Here is a 17,464-nt window from a genome sequence, read left to right on the forward strand (position 1 = left end):
TGTAAAGACGAGAAAAAAAGCGCACGCAGCGGCGAGTCCGTGCCCGCGGCGCGCAGCCCGGAAAAACTAAAACATCGGCGCAGCGCTGTCTGGCATGGGAAGCCGGGACAAGTCCCGCTCCGCGCCGCAGCGCCAGACGCTACTGCGCGAGCGCAAAGCCCTGTGCAGGATCAGATCCGCCGCTTGCGGTTGAGCTGCGGAATGGTGGTCGGCGCGATGTCGACCTTGTGCGTTTGCCGCGAGGATTGCGCCGCCAGTGCCGCCAGCGTCGGCTGACTGAATAGCGTGCTGGCGTCGACATGCAGCCCGGCCTGCCGCATGCGCGCCACAAGACTCACCGCCAGCAACGAATGCCCGCCCAACTCGAAGAAGTTGTCGTTGCGCCCGACCTGCTCAATGCCCAGCGTCTCGGCCCAGACGCGCGCCACGGCCTGTTCGATATCGCCCTCGGGCGCCACGTAGGCGCGGCTGAGCAAGTGTTCGGCGCCGGGGGCTGGAAAGGCCTTGCGATCGATCTTGTCATTGGGCGTCAGCGGCATCGCCGCAAGCCGCACAAAGGCGGCCGGCGCCATGTACTCCGGCAATTGCTGCAAGACATGCTCACGCAAATGCTCGATGCAAGGCTCAGCGTGGCCGTCGCGCACGGTGAAATACGCTACAAGGCGCTCATCGCGCACCAGCACCACGGCCTCGCGCACGGAGACATGCTCAATCAGCCGCGCTTCGATTTCTCCCGGTTCGAGACGCAGACCGCGCAACTTCAGCTGAAAGTCGGTGCGGCCGAGAAATTCGAGATTGCCGTCCGCCTGATAACGCACGCGATCGCCGCTGCGATACAAACGGTCCCCCGCCACGAACGGGCTATCGATAAAGCGTTCGGCCTGTATCCCGGGCAATCCGTGGTAACCACGCGCGACGCCAATGCCGCCAATGTGCAGCTCGCCGCCGACGCCCAATGGCACCGGCTGATCGTTGCCGTCAAGCACATACAGCCGCGTATTGGCCAGTGCCTTGCCGATCGGTATGACCCGCTCGGGCACCGGATCATGGGGTTCCAGGGTCCAGGCGGCGCTGTCGACCGTGGTTTCGGTCGGTCCGTAAACGTTATGCAGGCGCACCCACGGCAAGCGTTCGCGCATGGCACGGGCCAAGGCGACGGTGAGGTCGCCACCCCCACAGAACACGTCGGTAAGGCTGGTGCAGGCACTGACATCGTCCTGTTCAAGGAACTGCTGCAACAGCGCCGGAACGAACTTGACCACGCTGATGCGTTGCTCGCGAATCACCTGCGTGACGTAGGCCGAATCGCGGTTGCCATCGGGACGCGCAAGGACCAGCCGCAAACCGGCGCTCAATGGCCAGAAAATCTCCCACACCGAGCTGTCGAAGCTGAACGGTGCCTTTTGCAACAGCGCGCCATCGGCGGTCGGCGGCCGGATCTGCGAGCCCCAGTGCATCAGGTTGCAGACACTGCGGTGCTCGATCATCACGCCCTTCGGCGTGCCGGTGGAGCCCGACGTATAGATCATGTAAGCGAGGTTCGACGCACTCAGGCCCGGCACCTGCAGATTGGCGCTTGGCGCCTCGTCCCAGGTGCTGTGGTCGAGGTCGACCACGGCCACCTCCACTTCGCCCAGTAGACTGCGGGTCGCAGCGTGCAGCAGCACCGCCACCGGGGCGCTGTCGCGCAACATGAATTGCAGACGCGCCAGCGGGTAATCCGGGTCCAGCGGCACGTAGGCCCCACCGGCCTTGAGAATGGCGAGCAGACCGATCACCAGCTCAAGGCTGCGCTCGACACAGATCGCCACGCGTGCATCCGTTTGCACCCCTTGTTCACGCAGGTGATGGGCCAGACGGTTGGCCTGTTCGTTGAGTTGCCGCCAGGTCAGTTGCGAGTCGCCGGCCTGCAACGCAATCGCATCCGGCTGGCGCTGCACCTGCTGTTCGAACAGCCTGTGCAGCGGCTGCTCAAGTGGGCATTCGACTGCGGTTGCGTTGAAGCCGGTCAGCAACTGATCTCGCTCTGCCGGTGACAGAACCGGCAGCCGGCTCAACGGCAGGTCCGCGTCCTGTTCCAGTGCGTCGACCAGGCCGCCCAAGGCCATGTGCATGTAATCACCGATGCGTTGCGCGCCAATGCTGATCACTGCCCTGGCGGTCAATTGCAAGCCATCGCCGAAATCGTCAACGCTCAGGGTCAACGGGTAGTTGGTGCGTTCCTCGTTAGCGAGGGTTTCGATGCCTTGCCAGTCCGGCCCTTCGGCATGGCCGAGCTGACGGTCGGTGTGGCGATAGTTGAGCAGCGCACTGAACAGCGGGGTCGGCGCAGCCACGCCACTGCATCGCTGGGCCAGGGCCAGCGATGCATGTTCATGCCCGAGCAATCGGGTCAAACACTGGTGGGTAGTCTGCACAGCGGTCCGCGCAGCCGCAGCGACATCGACGCGCAACGGCAAGGAATTGATGAACACCCCGAGTGCGCGGTCGGCGCCGTCGCCGCCCTGCATGCGCCCCATCAAAACCGTGCCGAATACCACTCGTTCCTGCCCCGATGTCGCCGCCAGCACCTGCGCCCAAGCCAGGTGAACCAGGCTGGCGACGCTGACGCCGAGCCGGCGCGCCTGCTGATGCAGTCGCCCGTCCAGCTCGCCGGCCAGTTGTTGCCGCGACTCCTCGATACCCCGACCATCGCCTTGTACGTCGCGCAAACCGAACGGCAGCGTCGGTTCGTCGATATCACCGAGCATCTCGCGGAAAAATTCTTCATGTTCCGCTTCGCTGACGCCCAACCGTGTCTGCGCCACATAATTGCGGTACGGCACCGCTGGCGGCAAAGGCCAGCGCTGCCCGGCAAGGCTGGCGGTCATTTCTGCGCGTAGCACTTCAAGCGCAATGTGATCGAGCGCAAGGTGATGAAACAGCAACACACCGACAATTCGCGCCTTGGCTGGGTCGCGGGCAAACATCAAGCGCAGCAGCGGTGCCTGGCTGACGTCGAGGCGGTAACGGCGCGCATCAAAGCGCTGATGCAATTGTTCAAGCACGTCGCCCTGCGCGGGGTCGATAGTCATTTCCTGCACCGGCAGTTCAGCCTTGCGCAGGACCACCTGTACTGGCGTGACCAGCCCCTCCCAGACCACGGCGGTGCGCAGGATATCGTGACGGGCCATGGCCGCGCGCAACGCGTCGGCGAAGGCTTCGACGCGCTCCAGACTGGCGAAAGCCAGATGCGATTGCAGCAGGTACGGATCACCCTGCGCGGCAGTGATGTGGTGATAAAGAATGCCGTCCTGCAGCGGCGCCAGCGGATAGATGTCCTGCACATTGGCCGCGCCGCCGGGCACACTGACCACAATGCGGTCGAGCGTAGCCTGATCCAGTTCAATCAACGACAACATGTCGGGCCTGATCGTGGCGCAATCGGCCGCAATGCGATTGGCCGGCACCTCGATTTCGCGCCCGCTGCCGACGGCCGCCGCCAATGCGGCCAGCGTCGGTTGGCCAAACAACACTTGTACATCACAACTCATGCCGAGCTGGCGCATGCGTTCGATGAGGTTGACCGCCAGCAGCGAGTGCCCGCCCAGCTCGAAGAAATGGTCGTGCCGCCCGACTCGCGTCACCTGCAGTACCTCCTGCCAGATCTGCGCCACTGCGCGTTCCACTTCGCCCTGCGGTGCCGCATAGTCGCGGCGGACCAGAGCGTCCGGCCCCGGTGCCGGCAAGGCCTTGCGGTCGATTTTGCCATTGGCGGTCAGCGGCATCGCCGTCAGGCGCACGTACGCTTGCGGCAGCATGGCACTGGCCAGGCGGGCTTGCAGATACGCGTGCAACTCAAGAACATCCACCGGCCGGCGCTCGCTGAACCACGCCAGCAACTGCCCGTCGCGCGCCAGCACCACCGCTTCCTGAACGGCATCGTGATGACTCAGCGCGGCCTCGACTTCGCCCGGCTCGACACGTACACCACGGATTTTCACTTGATCATCGCTGCGCCCCTGATATTCCAGCGTGCCATCGGCGCGCCAACGCACCAGGTCGCCGCTGCGATACAGGCGCGCAGCCGGGTCGTCGCTGAACGGGTCGCGCAAGAAGCGTTCGGCGGTGAGATCCGGGCGATTCAGGTAACCGCGGGCGATACCGACGCCGCCGATGTACAGCTCGCCGGTGATGCCGATCGGCAGCGGCCGCTGCTGTTCATCGAGAACGTACACCGTTGCGTTGCTCACGGGTTTGCCGATATGCAGTGCTTGTCCGGGCTCGACTCTGCCGAACGTGGCAACCACCGTGGCCTCGGTCGGGCCGTAGTTGTTGATGACCTCGAACGACTGCGCGCGGCTGAACCGGCGCAGGCGATCACCGCCGATCAACAGCGTGCGCAGGGTCGGATGCTTGAGTCCGCGGCTGAAGAGGTATTCGGCGATGGGCGTCGGCAGGAAACTGACATCCAGTGGTTGCGAGCACCACCACCCCAGCAGCGCGTCGATGTCTTCGCTGCCGTCATGGGCCGGCGCCAGGTGCAGGGTCGAACCGGCACACAGCGCCGGCCAGACTTCCCAGGCCATCGCGTCGAAGCCGAATCCGGCGAGGCTGGAAGTGTGCTGGCCGGGGCCGAGGCTGAAAGCCTGACAATGCCAGTCGATGAGGTTGCCCAAAGCGCGATGTTCGACCATCACACCTTTGGGCAGCCCCGTGGAGCCTGAGGTGTAAATCACGTAGGCGAGGTTCGCCACGGTCAACCCCGCCACCATGGGGTCGGCATCGCTGCCGGTCGTCCAGTCGCGCAGGTCAAGCTCGATCACCGGCACTTGCAAATGCGGCAAGCGTGAGCGCAAATCACTCTGCGTCAGCACCGCCAGCGGTGCGCAGTCCGTCAGTAAATAGCTCAAGCGCTCGCTCGGGTGCGCCGGGTCAACCGGCACATAGGCCGCGCCGGCCTTGAGCACACCGAGCAGTCCCGCCAGCGTATCAAGGCCACGACGGGCGACAACGGCCACGCGGTCATCGGGCTGTACACCGAGTGCAAGCAGATCTCGGGCGAGGGCATTGGCCTGGCTGTTGAGTTGGGCATAAGTCAATTGCTGCCCTTGATAAACCACAGCGATAGCGTCGGGTTGCTGCGCTGCTTGCGCAGTGAAACGCTGAGCAATTGTCTGGTCTTGCGGGAAGTCCACTCGCGTGTCGTTCCATTGCTGCAATTGCCTCGATTCGTGCGCTGTGCTGAGGCAGAAATTCGCCGTCGACAACCCCGGCTGCTCCAGACCTTGCTCGATAATCAACAGCAACCGTGCGCCCAGCGCTTCAACTTCCGTGGCATCAAAGTACGTTTGGTCGTAAACCAGGTGCAGCCAGGCCTGAGCGTTGAAGCGATTGCTGCGCAGATGGATCGCCAGCGGCGTGGCTTCATGGCCATTGGAGACTTTGAGGGTGCGCGCCGAGGCCGTGCCGTACCGATAATCGTGGTCGTCCTGCTCGTACGACACCGACACTTCGAACAGCTGGGCCCGGTCCTCGCGCAGCAGCCCCAGTGCGCGATTCATCTCGCTCAGGGAATAACGCTGATGGCGCAGATCCTGCTTCAGTTCAGCTGCGATCGCGCGCACCAAGTGTGCAAATGGCAACTCCTGGGCAAACCCCAAGCGTACCGCGCTGACCTGGGCGAACAAGCCGAGGGTGGTTTTGAAGCGCGCGCCCGAACGGTTGAGAATTGGCAAGCCCACCACCCACTCGTCCCGTTGCGCCGTACGGCTGAAATACACGTGCAATGCCGCCAGCAACACATGGAAAGCCGAAGCACCGAGCTGGCGCGCCGATTGCTGCATACGCTGATGCAGCAACGCGGGCATGGCTTGCACATGCGCCTGTGAGGGTCTTGTGCCTTGGCAGGCACCCTGACGATACCGCGGTAGCAGCAGCGGCTCCGGCGGCGAACGGTACTTGTCGAGCCAGTAACCGCGGTCGCGAGCGTGCCGATTCGAGCGCTGATAGCGTGTGTCGTCGGCAATGAAATCGACATAGGACGGTGCCGAGATCGACGGTGATTGCCCCTCGCTCAGCGTGCTGTAGATTTCACCCAGCGACTTGAGCATCTGGCCAAAGCCCCAGCCGTCGAGAATCAAGTGATGGGCCTGGGTCGCCAGCCAGTGACGCTCATCATCCAGACGAATCAGGCAAAAACGAAACAATGGCTGGCCGTCCAGGCGATAGATCTGCTCCATCTGCTGTTGCACCAATGCCCGGGCCGCTGCTTGCGCTTCGTCATGCCCGCGAAGATCAAACAGCGGCATCCCCACCGCCATCGTCCGTGCAAAAGTTTGCAGGGGCATGCCATCAGCGCCAGCGCCCGGCAGCAAGACAGTGCGCAGCGCGTCGTTGCTCGCGACCAGAGAGGCCAGCGCCGCCTGCATCAGGGCCTGATCCAGCGGGCCATCCAACTCTACGTATCCACCAATGTTGTACAGCGGTGAATCACCGCGACTGAGTTGATCCAGCCAGATATCCCGTTGGGCGGCGGTCAGCGCAAAGGTTTCGCAAAGCGCGGACAGTTCGTCCGCTGCGGGAGCAGAAGTGGGCTGCATAAGATCCATCTCATGTGATTTGCCGGTTATTCAAGCATCGGCTCTGTTTCTGGCATGACACCTGAAACCCGGACAAGCGCAGCGCGCCCCTGCCCCGCTCGCCCTGGAAGCCGTCCTGGGGCGCGCCTTTGCCGGTTCGCTGAGGAAACGACTGAAACATCTGTAGGAAAAACGCCATGGTTCAGTAGTGTTTTTCGCTAAGTCGTCGTCGGAGCAACGACCTCATCTGCCGACAGCCCGGGCGTTTGGCGCGACCCGCACGTCATTAACGCCATTTAACGCAAGCGTCTGCGGCGGGCATCCCAGCGGGAATAGTGGCACTTTGTGTCCCTGTTTTCCGCTACAGACGAAGGGCACGCGCCTAGATTAAATTTCGCTCGATCAGTTCAAGGAGAGGATTGCGCGATGGCTTTTGCGTGAGCGGCAGACGAAGCGGTGATGACTCTGAACCAGGGATGAGAAGGACATGAATCTGACCGGTTGTATTCGCAACATGGAAAACCCGCATTTCTACTGGCAACTCGGAGAGCTGATAGCCAGCATCGGCGACGATCATTTCGCCAGCAATATGTTCCAGTTGGTTGACACGCTGGTGCCGGTCAACCGCCTCGACCTCAGTGAATGGACATTGGACGAGCGCCAGGCCAGCGTGCTCGAGATCAAGCCACTGGGCAGTGCGGGCCTCCCCCCCGCCGGCAACTGCAACTCAGCGATCGAGCGGCCTCGCGATCATCCGCTCCTGCAGAAAATGATCAAGATGAACGACTCGCTGCTGATTCAGCTGAAAGCGTCCCTGTTGCCGCGCCATCCGCAACACGGCGTGCATCAGTGCAATCTGGTGTCGCGTACCTCCAATCGCCGTTGCGTGATTTCGGTGTACCGGCCGCATACCCAACGGGTCTTTTCCCTTCCGGAGCTGGCGTTTCTCAAGAGTCTGTCCGACACCTTGCTGCCGCTGATCGAACGGCATGCACAGATGACCCGGCAAAGACTCGCCCGGCAGCCTCGCCCGGCGCCGGCCGAGTCGGACCAAGCGCCACTCGCGCAAATCTTCGATGACCGGCTGGCGCTGAGCGATATCGTCCTCTCGGCCCGCGAGAAAGAAGTCTGCCTGGGCCTGCTGACCGGCGCCACCGTGCCGCAAACGGCGGAAAAACTGCGGGTCAAGAACAGCTCGATCGAGACTTATCTCAAGCGTGCCGCGGCCAAGCTTGGGGTCAGCGGGCGCCATGGACTGGCCAAATGGATGGCCGGGGCTTGAACTCATCTCGATCTCTACCGTGTCTGCGACTGAAAGGTGGCTGTGTCATGACTGCGTTACGCCTTTCCCCGCTATCGGCGGTGGCGCTGATGGTCGGGTGTTCGTTGATTCCGGATTATCAGCGTCCGTCATCGCCAAGTGCCGCGCAGTACTCGATTGCAACGCAGCCAGCCACGCGCCGCGAAGACTGGCGCACGCTGTTCAACGACCCGGCCATGGAGCAACTGATCGAAACTGCCCTGGTCAATAACCGCGACCTGCGTGTGGCGGCGCTGAACGTTCAGGCGTTCCAGGCGCAATACCGCATTCAACGCGCCGACCTGCTACCGGCGGTGTCGGCCAACGTTAACCAGTCGCGCCAACGCATGCCGCCCAGCATCACCGGCGGCCAGGCGCAGATCACCTCGGCGTATGCGGTCAATCTTGGCTTCAGCGCCTATGAGCTGGATTTCTTCGGCCGGGTGCGCAGCCTCAGCGAGCAAGCCTTGCAGGGTTGGCTGGCCACCGAACACGCGCGGCGCAGTGCCGAGTTGACCCTGGTGGCGAACGTTGCCAATGCCTACCTGACGTGGCGCGCCGATCAGCAACTGCTTGAACTGAGCCAGAACACGCTCGCCGCCGACGAACAGAGCCTGCGCCTGACCACGCGCAACCGCGAGGCTGGCAAGTCCTCGGGGCTGGAGCAGGCCCAGGCGCGGACCCGCGTCGACAGTACGCGGGTCAATGTGGCGCGCTACCAGCGGCTGGTCGCACAGGACCTGAACAGCCTGACGCTGCTGGTCGGTGCGCCGATTTCAGCGCAATTGCCGGCGCTTCCTCTGGCCAGCGAACGGGTGCCGCCTGTTCCGGCCGGGCTGCCGTCGGACCTGTTGCAACGGCGTCCGGACATTCTCCAGGCCGAATACCGGCTCAAAGCCGCCAACGCTAATATTGGTGCAGCGCGCGCGGCGTTTTTCCCCAGTATGAGCCTGACTGCCAATGCTGGCACTGCCAGTCGCGATCTGTCGGGATTGTTTAACGCGGGCTCCGGCGCGTGGACATTCCAGCCACAGATCAGCCTGCCGATTTTCAATGCCGGCGCCCTGCGCGCGAGCCTGGATTACGCGAAGTTGCAGAAAGACGTCGCCATCGCCGAGTATGAACAGGCGATTCAGACAGCATTTCAGGAAGTCGCCGACGGACTGGCGGCGCGCAGCACCTATGAGCAGCAACTGCAAGCCCAAGGCGATTTGGTGCAGGCCACCCAGGACTACTACAACCTGGCCCGCAACCGTTACCGCAACGGCGTCGACAGCAGCCTGACGTTTCTTGATGCGCAGCGTTCACTGTTCACTTCGCAACAAGGTTTGATCAGCGACCGCCTGGCGCAGCTGATGGCCGAGGTCAATCTTTACACCGCGTTGGGTGGTGGCTGGCAAGCTGATGAGCCGGCCGCGCGGTGATCTTCGGTCACAGCACCTACAGAACCTGATCCGCTTCGGGCTCCAGCGCAACCACTGTCGCGACCTGGGGGATGCCGAAAGGAATGTGCGCTCAAGGACTCGAGGGTTTTAAGAAGCGCGCAGAAAGTCAAAATACTTTTCTTTGGACGAAAAAAATGGACCTCTTTTCAGAGGTCCATTTTTAAAGTTTGGAGCGGGAAACGAGACTCGAACTCGCGACCCCGACCTTGGCAAGGTCGTGCTCTACCAACTGAGCTATTCCCGCGTCTTGGTGGTGCGCATTCTATAGAATTATCAGAACGCGTCAACACCTTGATTCAAAAAAGTTTTATTTCTTTTCAACCGTCGTGCGCAGGTGAGGCCAGGCGGCGCGCAGATACTGCAGCATGGACCACAGGGTCAGGCCTGCGGCGATCAGGAGCAAGGCGTAGCCGGTGAGGACCCAGAACGAGAAGTCCGACGGGTTGGCCAGCAAGATGACCAGTGCGAGCATTTGCGCGGCGGTTTTCCATTTGCCCATGTTCGACACGGCGACATGGGCGCGGGCGCCGATTTCGGCCATCCACTCGCGCAGCGCCGAGACGACGATCTCGCGGCCGATGATCACCGCGGCCGGCAGGGTCAGCCACAGGTTGCCGTGTTCCTGCACCAGCAGCACCAGGGCGACGGCGACCATGAGCTTGTCGGCCACCGGGTCCAGGAATGCGCCGAATGGCGTGCTTTGTTCCAGGCGGCGCGCCAGGTAGCCGTCGAGCCAGTCGGTGGCGGCCGCGAAGGCGAACACGGAACTGGAGGCCACGTAGCTCCATTCGTACGGCAAATAGAACAACAGGATGAAAATGGGAATAAGCAGGACGCGTAGAACGGTGATCAGATTAGGAATATTCATCGGCACAACTGGCTACGAGGTGGAAAGGCATTCTATTCGCTGTGCAGATTCGCATAAATCAACTCAGCGAGCTTTTTACTGATACCGGGTGCTTTGGCTATTTCGTCAATGCTGGCACGGGATAGCTCTTGCAAGCCACCAAAATGTTTGAGCAAATCGCGACGCCGCGTCGGGCCAACCCCCGCCACCCCTTCCAGGGTTGAGGTTCGCCGGGTTTTGCCACGGCGGGCGCGGTGGCCGGTAATGGCGAAGCGGTGGGCTTCGTCGCGGATCTGTTGAATCAAATGCAGCGCTGGCGAGTCGCCCTTCAAGGTGAACTCATGGGCGGCATCATTCAAGTACAACGTCTCGAAACCGGCCTTGCGCGTGGTGCCCTTGGCCACGCCCAGCAGGATCAGGTCGGGCACAGCCAGTTCGGTGAGCACATCGCGGGCCATGGACAGCTGGCCTTTGCCGCCGTCCACCAGCAGGATATCCGGCAACTTGCCCTCGCCTTCCTTCAACCTGCTGAAGCGCCGCGTCAAGGCTTGATGCATGGCTGCGTAGTCATCGCCGGCAGTGATGCCTTCGATGTTGTAGCGCCGGTAATCGGATTTGATCGGACCTTCCGGGCCGAACACGACGCAGGACGCCACCGTGGCCTCGCCACTGGAGTGGCTGATGTCGTAGCACTCAAGGCGCTGCGGCGGCTCGTCCAGGTTGAGGACTTCAGCCAGGGCGTCGAAGCGTGCGGCGACGTGCTGTCGATTGGCCAGCCGCGCGCTCAGGGCCTGTTCGGCATTGGTCACGGCCATTTGCTGCCAACGTGCACGGGTGCCGCGCACGCGGTGGCTGATGTCCAACTCGCGGCCGCGCAGTTCGTGGATCGCCTCGATCAGCGTGGGGAAGTCTTCATGCACCACGTTGACGATCAACTCCGAGGGCAGGTCGCGCTCGGGGCTGCTGACGTAATACTGCCCGAGGAAGGCCGACATGACTTCGGCCACCTCCTCGTCAATGCCCGTCTGCGGGAAGAAGTTCTTGCTGCCCAATACTCGCCCGCCACGCACGCTGATCAAGTGCACACAGGCGCCGCCCGGGTTGACGAACGCTGCGATCACGTCGACGTCGCCGGTGCCGCCTTCCATGCTCTGCTGATCCTGCACGCGGCGCAGCAGGGAGATCTGGTCGCGCAGTTCGGCGGCCTTTTCGAAGTCCAGGTTGCTGGCGGCGTGTTCCATGGCGCTGGAGAGCTCATCGGTGAGCGCATTGCTGCGGCCTTCGAGGAACATCACCGAATGGCGTACATCTTCGGCGTACTCGGCTGGCTCAACCAGGCCCACACAGGGCGCCTTGCAGCGTTTGATCTGGTATTGCAGGCAGGGCCGGGTGCGGTTTTTGTAGAAGCTGTCTTCGCATTGACGCACAAAAAAGGTTTTCTGCAGCAGGCTCAGGCTTTCGCGGACCGCTCCAGCACTGGGATAGGGCCCGAAATACTTGCCCTTCTGCTTCTTCGCGCCCCGGTGAATGCTCAGGCGCGGAAAATTGCCATCGGATAAAAACACGTAGGGGTAGGATTTATCGTCACGCAGCAGAATGTTATAGGGCGGCCGCCATTCCTTGATCAGCGTCTGCTCAAGCAGCAGCGCTTCGGTTTCATTCGCCGTGATGGTGGTTTCGACCTGGGCGATACGCGCTACCAGCGCAGCGGTCTTGGGCGCCAAACCGCTCTTGCGAAAGTAGCTCGCCAGGCGATTCTTCAGGTTCTTGGCTTTGCCGACATAAAGCAGGCGCGCCTCGCTGTCAAACATGCGGTATACGCCGGGGCGGCCACTGCAGGTGGAGAGAAAGGCACTTGGATCAAACGGTGTGGTCATGTCAGGCGCTGGCGTCCACCATGCCGTGGCGCACCGCGAGCAGGGTCAATTCAACATCACTGCTGATGGCGAGCTTCTCGAAAATGCGATAACGGTAGGTGTTGACAGTCTTGGGCGACAGGCACAGCTTGTCGGAAATCGTCTGCACCTTCTGGCAACCGACGATCATCAAGGCGATCTGGATTTCCCGCTCCGACAGCGCGTCAAACGGCGAGTCACTGACGGGCTGGAAGGATTTGATGGCCAACTGCTGGGCGATCTGCGGGCTGATGTAACGCTGGCCGGCAAACACCAGACGAATGGCCTGGACCATCTCGGCCAAGCCTGCGCCCTTGGTCAGGTAACCGGCCGCGCCTGCCTGCAACAAGCGTGTCGGGAACGGGTCTTCTTCACAGACGGTCACCACCACGACTTTGATGTCTGGATGACTGCGCAACAATTTGGTCGTGGCGCCCAGACCGCCGATGCCGGGCATCTTGACGTCCATGAGCACCACGTCTGGCTTCAACTCCCGGGCCTTGATCAGGGACTCTTCCCCGGATTCAGCCTGGCCGACTACTTGCAGGCCATCGATGTCAGCCAGCATTCGTGTAATGCCTGTACGAACGAGATCATGGTCATCGACTACTAGCACCCTAATCAAGCAGACACCTCGCGATATGGTCTTATAGGTTGCTGAACACCTTAGCAAAAAACCAAGGCGCAGACCTAGCTGCAGCGTCATATATATAGGGTTTCAACACACACAAACCGACCATTGAGAGGCAAACGCCTTTATTTGCTGGGCGCAAGGTCAGAAATCCTGGGGCACGGCCTGGTTTCCCGTACGGCACACTGAATGCTCGGCCAGAGTTGGCGCCAAGCGGCGGATCGCAGCCTGGCCTTCCTTGAGCAAACCAGTATGCGTTTGCAGGCATTCACCGCCTGGTTTAGCTCGACTGACAGACACGCTCCATGCGCCAGAAGCAATCCTCTTCACCCACGATGCTCATCCCTCGGCGCTGATAGAGCCTCCTGGCCGGATTGGTCTTGAAGACGGTCAAGCGTAACAAGCCCAGCGCCTGCGCCTTGAGCGCCATCTGCTCCAATACCCAACTGCCCGCGCCGAGTCCACGAAACGCCTCTATCAAGTGCAATTCGCGGATATAGAGCGCCTGGCTGTCGCGGCTGAGGCTGACAAACCCCATCACGACGTCGCTGTCGCAGATCAGCCAGTTCTCCCGGCCAGCCCAGGCGACGTCGAAGCCCGTGCTGGACCACACCAAGTCATATTGCCGGTAGTAGCGGCTCATGGACTCGAAGGTCAGCGTTCGTGCAAACGGGAGGTCCTGGTCTGTGGCCGCGCGCAAGTGAAAAGCCATTAGAGAACCACCACCTGGCCAGCCCACCCCTCGTCATTGCGGTGAGCAATCACCAACGCATCCCCCATCCCAGGGGCAGCGGCGAGTAAGTTGCCATTAGCGGACCAGATAGCGCTGCGCCCGGCGCAAACGTAGCCACCGGATGGGCCACCATGGTTGGCCACCAACACCAGCAGGCCATGCTCGGCGGCATAACCCTGAAGCAGTGCGCTGTCCGTTGCGCAGCCGCCTTCGCTGATCAGCGCGCCGACGGCATATATAGTGGCGCCCGCCTTTGCCGCCAGGCGCGGATGGCTGGGGTGGGAAAAATCCGCACACACGGCCAATGCAATCCTGTCATCGCCCCATTCGAGGGGCGCGCCGCCCTGCCCCGGGACAAACGCAACCTCTTCGCCTGGGTGCAGATGCTGCTTGGTGTAGACCGCCAGGGAACCATCCGCGCCAAGCACCAACGCAGCAATCGACACGCCGGCCTCGGGCGCCTGGCGGATCGGCATTCCCACCACTGCCGTCAGTCCCAGCTCCCGGGCCATTTCACGCAGGGGGCCCAGGACAGGATCATCCGGCGCGATTGCCAAACCGGCAGCCAACGATGGCTCATACCCGGTGAGCGACAGCTCCGGGAACACCAGCAACTGCACAGCGTGCTCGGCTGCCGCCTGCATGACTATCAGATGCCGCTCAATATTGGCCGGCAAGTCGCCCGCGATGGAAATGGATTGAGCAGCAGCAAGGGTCAAAGCAGTCATGGTCGCGTCCAAGCAATCATCATCAAGGTTGCAAGCATATCTCGCCCAATAGCGATGAGTCCCTTACGCAATAGAAATTAATGATTGAGTCCGTCTGCATGCCTCTAGTAAGCTCCTACCCATCATTTGGAGACATGTCATGTTGCAACTCACCCACACTCCGCTTTGCCCTGCTGCCAGCGCCCCGCGCTCGGTGTCGGCTACCCGCGTGAACGGTTCGAGCGCAGCTGTCAGCTTTTATTTTGGGTATTGGTTTAGCCACTGGCGCGCCTGATACCTGAAATCGGCGCCCACTGCTCAAGGGGTCGCCTACCAGAGAAATCTAACCCCCGGTCGGCTCCCCGACCGGGGGTTTTGTTTTTTCAGGCCTCATCTTTTTGCAAGAACACTTAAAGGACCTACACATGAACTACGCCACCTATTACCGCTACGACATCTGCACCGCATGGCGATTTAGCCAGCTCCGCTCGGGACAGCCTGCCGCCTCCGATCGGTCACCTATTGGTGGCAAGCCAACACACGTCGCCAACCCGGCCAATTGTCGAACACCCCAGTAGGGCCAAGCGCGCGGGACCAGCCCGCCGCTTGCCCAGGAAGCCTTGAATATGAACTCCGCCACCGCCGCTCTGCCGATCCACACCCTGACCAGCGCCAATGAAGCCCTGACCCAGCGCTTGCCCAGCGCCCTCGAACTCAAGCATCAGTTGCCCCTCAGCCCGTTCCTCAACGAACAAGTCCATGCCCATCGCCAAGCCGTGCACGCCATTCTCCATGGCGAAGACTCGCGTTTACTGGTAATCGTCGGTCCGTGCTCGATCCACGATCCGAAATCGGCGATGGAATACGCGCGCAACCTGAAGAAGCTCGCGCTTGAAGTCAGCGACCAGATGCTGCTGGTGATCCGCGCCTATGTCGAAAAACCGCGCACCACCATCGGCTGGAAAGGCCTGGCCTACGACCCGCACCTGGATGGCAGCGACGACATGGCCGCCGGCCTCACCCTGTCCCGCGAGCTGATGCGCGAAATGCTGCGCCTGGGCCTGCCGGTCGCCACCGAGCTGCTGCAACCCATGGCCGCCGGTTACTTCGATGACCTGCTCAGTTGGGTTGCGATTGGTGCACGCACCACCGAATCGCAAATCCACCGCGAAATGGCCAGCGGCCTGGGCGTGCCCGTGGGCTTCAAGAATGGTACCGACGGCGGCGTGGCGATTGCTTGTGACGCGATGCGTTCGGCCGCCCACCCGCACCGCCACTTCGGTGTCGACAGCCAGGGCCACCCGGCGATCATCCAGACCCCGGGCAACCCGGACACCCACCTGGTGCTGCGCGGCGGCCACCGCGGGCCGAACTACGACGCGCATAACGTGGCGCAGGTCAAGCAAGATCTGGCCAAGTCCAAGGTGGCAGCGCGCCTCATGGTCGATTGCAGCCATGCCAACAGCGGCAAAGACCCGTTGCGTCAACCGACGGTGTTCAACGAGGTACTGGAGCAACGACTACAGGGTGACACGGCGCTGATCGGCATGATGCTCGAAAGTCATCTGTTCGAAGGCTGCCAACCGTTGAGCGCATCCATGAAATACGGCGTGTCCGTGACCGATGGTTGCCTGGGCTGGAATGCCACCGAGCAGTTGTTGCGCAGTGCGGCCGAGCGTTTGCGCAAACAGCACAAACCAACCGACTGATGAAGATCAAAATGTGGGAGCGGCGGTGCGACGATTCGACTTGCTCGCGAAAGCGGTGTATCAGTGACAGATGTACTGACAGACCCACCGCCTTCGCGAGCAAGCCCGCTCCCACATTTGGACTGTGTGCGATTCAGTACAAAGCCTGCGCACCTGAAGATTTGTGTCCTGAGGTAAAAAGTCCTTTTCGAATTCGGCGGTTTTTCCTAAGGAACGACGGGCGGATACTCGACTCCATTGTTCACAACCCTTCAGGAGTTACTGATGTCTATCTCAACGCAAAACGTTCCGGCCTTCGGCCTTGGCACCTTCCGCCTGCAAGGCCAGGTGGTGATCGATTCCGTCAGCACCGGCCTGGAACTGGGCTATCGCGCCATCGATACCGCGCAGATCTACGAGAACGAAGCCGAGGTGGGCCAGGCGATTGCGGGCAGCGGCATTGCGCGCGACGAGCTGTTTATCACCAGCAAGATCTGGATCACCCATTTCGCCGAAGGCCAGTTGATTCCCAGCCTGCGTGAAAGCTTGCGCAAACTGAAAACCGACTACCTGGACCTGACCTTGATCCACTGGCCGTCGCCGGAAGACCAGGTGCCCGTCGCCCAATTCATGGGCCAACTGCTGGAAGCCAAGCGCCTGGGCCTGACCCGCCAGATCGGCATTTCCAATTTCACGGTCGACCTGATGAAGCAAGCGATTGCTGCCGTTGGGGCAGAACATATCGCCACCAACCAGGTCGAGTTGCACCCCTACCTGCAGAATCGCAAGGTCGTTGAGTTCGCGACCGCCAACGGTATCCAGATCACTTCCTACATGACCCTGGCCTACGGCGAAGTGCTCAAGGACCCGGTGATCCAGCAAATCGCTGAGCGCCACAACGCTACGCCGGCACAAGTGGCCCTCACGTGGGCCATGCAGTTGGGTTATGCGGTCATTCCGTCGTCGACCAAACGCGCCAACCTGGAAAGCAACCTCAAGGCCCTGCAACTGACCTTGAGCGCTGCCGACATGGAGCAGCTCGCCGGGCTGGATCGCGGCCATCGCCTGACCAGCCCCAAGGGTATCGCACCGAGATGGGATTAAGCCGCTGGCACGGCTGTGCGGGATAATTCCCGCAGCCAAGGCAACACCCGCAGGCCGGTAGTGGCCGCGGGTGGGTCGATGATGTCCATGAAGTGTTCAAGGCTGACATTGTCCGGTACGCCGGGCAACCGCACCAGCACCGCAGGCGTTGTACCGCCGGGCGCTTCAAGGCCCAGGTCCAGATGATCGTAGATCAGCACATGATGCGCCTGGGGCTGGGGTCCGCACGTGTCAACCGCCAGCGCGGCATTGATGATCAGTACGTCAAAGGGCTGTGCCGGTATGGCGGTGAGCAATTGCACCTCTTCAAAGGTTTGCACCGGTACGATCCGGTGGTATCCCAACCGATTAAGCATTTTTTCGATGTGCAGACGTTGCAGGTGCTGTTCATCGGCAATCAGGATGGTCAGTGCTTTGTTTGGCATGTCGAACCCCTGGGCAGGCAGTACTCGTCAGTGAGTGCGGCCCATTTTCCAGACATATCCTGGAGGCAAAATCAGGCTTGTTCCCGTTCCATGTAGGAGTTCTCCCAAATTCACCGAATGGCTATCCAT

General features: G+C 61.6%; 11 protein-coding genes and 1 tRNA gene. 4 read left to right on the plus strand and 8 right to left on the minus strand.

Features of this window, described 5'->3' with window-relative positions:
- Positions 1 to 170: 170 nt before the first annotated feature.
- Positions 171 to 6,581, minus strand: coding sequence for a non-ribosomal peptide synthetase (locus KVG91_RS02450; protein WP_169374385.1), 6,411 nt, complete (start codon positions 6,579 to 6,581; stop codon positions 171 to 173).
- A 466-nt stretch (positions 6,582 to 7,047) separates the two neighbouring features.
- Between KVG91_RS02450 and KVG91_RS02455 the strand changes: the two genes are divergently transcribed.
- Both KVG91_RS02455 and KVG91_RS02460 read left to right on the plus strand, forming a co-directional pair.
- Positions 7,048 to 7,842 (plus strand): helix-turn-helix transcriptional regulator, encoded by a 795-nt coding sequence (locus KVG91_RS02455; RefSeq protein WP_169374384.1) that lies wholly within the window; start codon positions 7,048 to 7,050, stop codon positions 7,840 to 7,842.
- 47 nt (positions 7,843 to 7,889) lie between these two features.
- Positions 7,890 to 9,284, plus strand: a complete 1,395-nt coding sequence (locus KVG91_RS02460; protein ID WP_169374383.1) for an efflux transporter outer membrane subunit — start codon at positions 7,890 to 7,892, stop codon at positions 9,282 to 9,284.
- A 189-nt stretch (positions 9,285 to 9,473) separates the two neighbouring features.
- Here KVG91_RS02460 and KVG91_RS02465 read toward each other — a convergent pair.
- The 6 genes from KVG91_RS02465 to KVG91_RS02490 all read right to left on the minus strand — a co-directional run bounded on the left by KVG91_RS02465 (position 9,474) and on the right by KVG91_RS02490 (position 14,139).
- Positions 9,474 to 9,549: transfer RNA gene (locus tag KVG91_RS02465), tRNA-Gly, on the minus strand.
- A 63-nt stretch (positions 9,550 to 9,612) separates the two neighbouring features.
- The gene (gene pgsA, locus KVG91_RS02470) at positions 9,613 to 10,173 is read right to left on the minus strand and encodes a CDP-diacylglycerol--glycerol-3-phosphate 3-phosphatidyltransferase (RefSeq protein ID WP_034119069.1); all 561 of its coding nucleotides are present in this window, start codon (positions 10,171 to 10,173) and stop codon (positions 9,613 to 9,615) included.
- 32 nt (positions 10,174 to 10,205) lie between these two features.
- Positions 10,206 to 12,029, minus strand: coding sequence for an excinuclease ABC subunit UvrC (uvrC, locus tag KVG91_RS02475; RefSeq protein WP_169374382.1), 1,824 nt, complete (start codon positions 12,027 to 12,029; stop codon positions 10,206 to 10,208).
- Position 12,030: 1 nt separating this feature from the next.
- A complete protein-coding gene (gene gacA, locus KVG91_RS02480; protein WP_032886613.1) occupies positions 12,031 to 12,672 on the minus strand; it encodes a response regulator transcription factor GacA in 642 nt (213 codons plus the stop codon).
- Positions 12,673 to 12,958: 286 nt separating this feature from the next.
- Positions 12,959 to 13,390 carry a GNAT family N-acetyltransferase gene (locus KVG91_RS02485; protein WP_169374381.1) on the minus strand — a complete coding sequence of 144 codons (432 nt, stop codon included), beginning with the start codon at positions 13,388 to 13,390 and terminating at the stop codon, positions 12,959 to 12,961.
- Positions 13,390 to 14,139: a carbon-nitrogen hydrolase family protein gene (locus KVG91_RS02490; protein ID WP_169374380.1), complete on the minus strand. Its 750-nt coding sequence runs from the start codon at positions 14,137 to 14,139 to the stop codon at positions 13,390 to 13,392. The genes KVG91_RS02485 and KVG91_RS02490 overlap by 1 nt, the downstream gene beginning before the upstream one ends.
- 605 nt (positions 14,140 to 14,744) lie before the next feature.
- Here KVG91_RS02490 and KVG91_RS02495 point away from each other — a divergent pair.
- A complete protein-coding gene (locus tag KVG91_RS02495) occupies positions 14,745 to 15,827 on the plus strand; it encodes a 3-deoxy-7-phosphoheptulonate synthase (protein ID WP_169374379.1) in 1,083 nt (360 codons plus the stop codon).
- A 264-nt stretch (positions 15,828 to 16,091) separates the two neighbouring features.
- On the plus strand, positions 16,092 to 16,910 hold the full coding sequence (gene dkgB / locus KVG91_RS02500) for a 2,5-didehydrogluconate reductase DkgB (protein WP_169374378.1): 819 nt from the start codon (positions 16,092 to 16,094) through the stop codon (positions 16,908 to 16,910).
- On the opposite strand, the gene KVG91_RS02505 is transcribed toward dkgB, so the two are convergent.
- Complete coding sequence (locus KVG91_RS02505; RefSeq protein WP_169374377.1) at positions 16,907 to 17,335, minus strand: ANTAR domain-containing protein; 429 nt, start codon at positions 17,333 to 17,335, stop codon at positions 16,907 to 16,909. The two genes, dkgB and KVG91_RS02505, sit on opposite strands and share 4 nt — an antisense overlap.
- Positions 17,336 to 17,464 lie beyond the last annotated feature (129 nt).

This window comes from Pseudomonas azadiae, assembly GCF_019145355.1.
Taxonomy (GTDB): Bacteria; Pseudomonadota; Gammaproteobacteria; order Pseudomonadales; family Pseudomonadaceae; genus Aquipseudomonas; species Aquipseudomonas azadiae.

Excerpts from the sequence above, each read along its gene's own strand:
- KVG91_RS02455 (WP_169374384.1), top strand. The coding sequence starts at position 7,048 with ATGAATCTGACCGGTTGTATTCGCAACATGGAAAACCCGCATTTCTAC.
- KVG91_RS02450 (WP_169374385.1), bottom strand. The coding sequence starts at position 6,581 with ATGCAGCCCACTTCTGCTCCCGCAGCGGACGAACTGTCCGCGCTTTGC.
- KVG91_RS02490 (WP_169374380.1), bottom strand. The coding sequence starts at position 14,139 with ATGACTGCTTTGACCCTTGCTGCTGCTCAATCCATTTCCATCGCGGGC.
- KVG91_RS02460 (WP_169374383.1), top strand. The coding sequence starts at position 7,890 with ATGACTGCGTTACGCCTTTCCCCGCTATCGGCGGTGGCGCTGATGGTC.
- KVG91_RS02505 (WP_169374377.1), bottom strand. The coding sequence starts at position 17,335 with ATGCCAAACAAAGCACTGACCATCCTGATTGCCGATGAACAGCACCTG.
- pgsA (WP_034119069.1), bottom strand. The coding sequence starts at position 10,173 with ATGAATATTCCTAATCTGATCACCGTTCTACGCGTCCTGCTTATTCCC.
- KVG91_RS02485 (WP_169374381.1), bottom strand. The coding sequence starts at position 13,390 with ATGGCTTTTCACTTGCGCGCGGCCACAGACCAGGACCTCCCGTTTGCA.
- KVG91_RS02495 (WP_169374379.1), top strand. The coding sequence starts at position 14,745 with ATGAACTCCGCCACCGCCGCTCTGCCGATCCACACCCTGACCAGCGCC.
- uvrC (WP_169374382.1), bottom strand. The coding sequence starts at position 12,029 with ATGACCACACCGTTTGATCCAAGTGCCTTTCTCTCCACCTGCAGTGGC.
- dkgB (WP_169374378.1), top strand. The coding sequence starts at position 16,092 with ATGTCTATCTCAACGCAAAACGTTCCGGCCTTCGGCCTTGGCACCTTC.